The organism is Cellulomonas sp. SG140 (assembly GCF_025770785.1).
Lineage (GTDB): Bacteria > Actinomycetota > Actinomycetes > Actinomycetales > Cellulomonadaceae > Cellulomonas.
Genome location: NZ_JANZLA010000018.1, coordinates 1 through 3,664, shown reverse-complemented (window position 1 = coordinate 3,664; position 3,664 = coordinate 1). Strand labels below are relative to the sequence as shown.

Genomic DNA, 3,664 nt, shown 5'->3' with positions numbered 1-3,664 from the left:
CCCTTCCGCTGCCGCCCGTCGCCGGGCGCGTGCCGGGCGCCCCGGCCGCCCGCGCGTCCTCGGCCCCCGGCGTCACGCCGATCGCGCCGCAGGCGCGACCGGTCCCCGACGCCGTGACCGCGGCGGACGTCACACGTCGCGCGGCATCCGCGCACGGGTACCGCGAGGGTGCCGGCGTGGCTCCTGCCGGGCCGTCACCGGTGCCGTCGGCTGCGGCGCCACCGCATCTCGGATCGGCTGGTGGACCGCCGGCCGACACGCCGCTCGAGCGGCCGGCACCGCCGTGGGCCGCCGGGGGTCGACGCGCCCGTCGTGCCGCGGCCGCACAGCCGGAACTCGGGACACGCTCGCACGAGCCCGCTGCCCACGGCCCGACCTCACCCGGAACGCCGACCCCGCACGAGGGCCGTCCCGCGTGGGCCGCGCCCGTCGCTCCGGACGCCGGCGGGGGCAGGCCTGTCGCCCGGTCCGGAGCGGAGGCGACCAGCCCGTTCGTGCTCAGGCCCTCCGAGCGGCCGGAGGCCTCCGGCCCCACGCGGCCCGGTTCGGGACAGCCGAGCGCGCCGGGGACGCGGACGGCGGCCGGCCCCGCACGCCCGGGTCAGCCGCTGGCGTCCCCTCGTACTGCGCAGCCGCCGCGGCCCGGCGGTTGGGTACCGGTGCCGGGCGCGCCCGGAGAGTCCGGGGTGCCGGCGGACCGCAGCGGCCACCCGGGCCAGCCAGCGGCACCGCGCCCGCCGGTGCACCCCTCCTGGCTCGTCAGCCGGCCCGAGGCGCCGCCCACCCACGAGCCGGGCCCGTCCGTCGGCCGACCGCCGGCGCCACCCGCCGGCTCCGGCGACGAGCAGCGCGCTGCGACGGACGAGGGCGCGGAGGACTCACCGTCGTCCCGCGCCGACGCATGGCGTCGCGCGTGGGGGCTTCCGACCGAGCCGCCCGCCGACGACCGAGGAGGGGAGGGCCGATGACCACCGCACGCACGTCCTCCGTGATCTCGCCCGCGCTGTCGCGACGTGCCGGCGGGCTCGTCGTCATGACCGCCGTCCTGGGCTCCGTGCTCGCCGGCTGCGCCGCGGCGCCGCCGGCACCGCACCCTCAGGCCGCCCCCGCGGTGCCCCCACCGGTGCTGTCGCTCGCGCAGACCACCACCGTCCTGAGCGACCTGGGCAAGGTGCTCACGACCGGTGATGCCGCCCTCGACCCCAACGCCCTGACGGCCCGCGTGATGGATCCGGCGCTCGCCATGCGCCACGCCGAGTACCTGCGCGCGCAGGCCACCAACGGTCAGCGGCCTCCGACGGCTCTCCCGACCAGCGCTCAAGCGGTGATCGAGCCGCGCACCTCGACCTGGCCGCGGACGCAGGTCGTCGTGAGCGTGCAGCCGGACGATCTGCAGGCACCCCGGCTCCTCGTCCTGGAGCAGGCGACCCCCCGTGAGCAGTACCGGTTGTGGGGATGGGCGCGGCTGTTCCCCGGGGTCTCGATGCCCGCCACGGCGACGCCCGGTGCAGGCAGCCCGGTGCTCTCGGCCGACGCGAGCGGCCTGAGCCTCCGGCCTGACCAGGTCATGCCCGCCTATGCGGACGTGCTCTCGAACGGCGACGGGTCCCAGTCGGCGCCGCAGTTCGCTCCCGACCCGTTCCGAACCAGCGTGACCTCCGCACGGCAGACCCTGGCGACCAACGTCAAGGACGTCGGCAACGCGGCGGAGACGTACACGCCCGACCCCGCTCCGCTGACGGTGATCGGCACGGTGGACGGGGGCGCCCTCGTGATCGGCAAGATGACGACGGTCTCCACGGTGTCCATCACGGTCGGTGGCGCCAAGCTGACCCTCAGCCCGGTGGAGTCCGCGCTCGCCGCGACGTCCGAGGCAACCCAGTCGCTGGTGCGCACGTACACCGACGTGCTGGTGTTCCGGGTCCCGCCTGCCGGCTCGACGGCACAGGTGCAGCTCGTCGCAGCCGAGGCCGTCCTCACCGCCGTCGCCGCACAATAGGTCGGCCGCAGGCCGCTCACGCAGCACTCAGGGAGACAGTCCGTATGTCGCAGTCCTCGCAGCCTCGACCGCGCCTCGACGTGCGTGGCGCCGTCGACCTCTCCTCGCTCGGCAGGCCCTCGACGCCGCCCCCTGGCTCACCTGGTGGGCTCGCGGCGCCCGGCGCCTACGTCGTCGACGTGGACGAGGCGTCCTTCGCCGACGTGGTGCGGCGGTCCAGCCAGCACCCCGTCGTGGTGGTGCTCTGGGCGTCCTGGAGCGAGGTGAGCGCCACGGTGGCCGGTCAGCTGGCGGCGATGGCGCAGGACGACGGCGGCACCTGGCTGCTCGCGCGTGTCGACGCCGAGGCCAACCCGCAGATCGCCCAGGCGTTCGGCGCCCAGTCGGTCCCGACGACGGTCGCCGTGCTGGGCGGTCAGCCAGTCCCGCTCTTCCAGGGCGCACCGGCCGCGGACCAGATCCGCGGCGTGCTCGACCAGGTGCTCGCCGCCGCGCAGGCCAACGGCATCACGGGGCGCGTGGCGGCGGTGCAGCAGCCCGAGAGCCCGGTCGAGCCCGAAGAGCCTCCGCTTCCCCCGCTCCACCAGGCGGCGTACGACGCCCTCGAGCGAGACGACCTGCCTGCCGCGCGCGCTGCGTACGAGCAGGCGCTCCGCGAGAACCCCCGTGACGCGATGGCCCGAGCCGGCCTGGCGCAGGTCGGCCTCCTGGAGCGCACCGCCGGCCTCGACGCACGCAGGGCCCGGGAGGCGGCGGCCGCCGACCCGGACGACGTGGATGCCGCACTGGCAGTCGCCGACCTGGACGTGATGGGTGGCGCGGTCCAGGACGCGTTCGATCGCCTCGTCGACGTCGTGCGGCGCACCGTGGGCGCCGACAGAGACCGGGTCCGGGAGCGCCTCGTCGACCTCTTCGAGGTCGCGGGGACCGACGACCCGCGCGTCGTGGCAGCCCGGCGGGCTCTCGCCAGCGCCCTGTACTGAGCTCCGCACCCGTCGATCCGATCGCATCTCGGTGTGCCGTCGCCGGGCGCCGTCATCGTCGGCAAACCGGTCCGCACGGCGTGACGCGGGTCACCACGTCCGGGATTTGCATTCCCGCCGGGGCGTTGCATAACCTTCTCAGGCCCCCGGCAGGGAGGAACGAACACCAGGGAACACCCGGTGGTCGGTCCCGCCGAGGGACACCCGGACTCTCGTGACCACGGCACCGCTGTGATCTCGGCCGAGTCCGACGCGGGTCCGACCCGCTCCTGACGACCGGACTGCCCGGCTCCGACCGCTTCGTCGCGGTCGCCGACGAACAGAGCAGCGAAGTTGACCAGGGGAAGTCGAGCCGCTAAGTTTAAACGGTTGCCTCCGAACGGGTCGAAAGGCCAAGACGGATGAGCGTCTGTTCTTTGAGAACTCAACAGTGTGCCAAGTAGTCGATGCCAAGTTGTCTGCTGCGATGTTGTGTCGTGGTGGGCTTGGTGTTGATGGGAGCCTGCTTCTCACCCCGTGGGTGGTGGGTTCCTTTTTGATGCCAGATCTGTGTTGTTCTTTGTTGTGTCTGTTGCCTGGCTGCCTTAGGGTGGTCGGGTGGCGTTGGACATTGACGGAGAGTTTGATTCTGGCTCAGGACGAACGCTGGCGGCGTGCTTAACACATGCAAGTCGAACGGTGA

General features: G+C 74.0%; 2 protein-coding genes and 1 rRNA gene. All 3 read left to right on the top strand.

Annotation, left to right across the window (positions count from 1 at the left end):
• Positions 1–964: 964 nt before the first annotated feature.
• Positions 965–1,999: a hypothetical protein gene (locus N0B34_RS18015; protein WP_263732663.1), complete on the top strand. Its 1,035-nt coding sequence runs from the start codon at positions 965–967 to the stop codon at positions 1,997–1,999.
• Positions 2,000–2,043: 44 nt separating this feature from the next.
• Entirely contained in the window at positions 2,044–2,982 is a 939-nt protein-coding gene (locus N0B34_RS18010) for a tetratricopeptide repeat protein (RefSeq protein ID WP_263732662.1), read from the top strand.
• Positions 2,983–3,592: 610 nt separating this feature from the next.
• Positions 3,593–3,664: ribosomal RNA gene (locus N0B34_RS18005) — 16S ribosomal RNA — on the top strand; the annotation flags it as partial.

What these genes read in the sequence shown, in the direction of transcription:
- N0B34_RS18015 (WP_263732663.1), top strand. Translation starts at nt 965, where the DNA reads ATGACCACCGCACGCACGTCCTCCGTGATCTCGCCCGCGCTGTCGCGA.
- N0B34_RS18010 (WP_263732662.1), top strand. Translation starts at nt 2,044, where the DNA reads ATGTCGCAGTCCTCGCAGCCTCGACCGCGCCTCGACGTGCGTGGCGCC.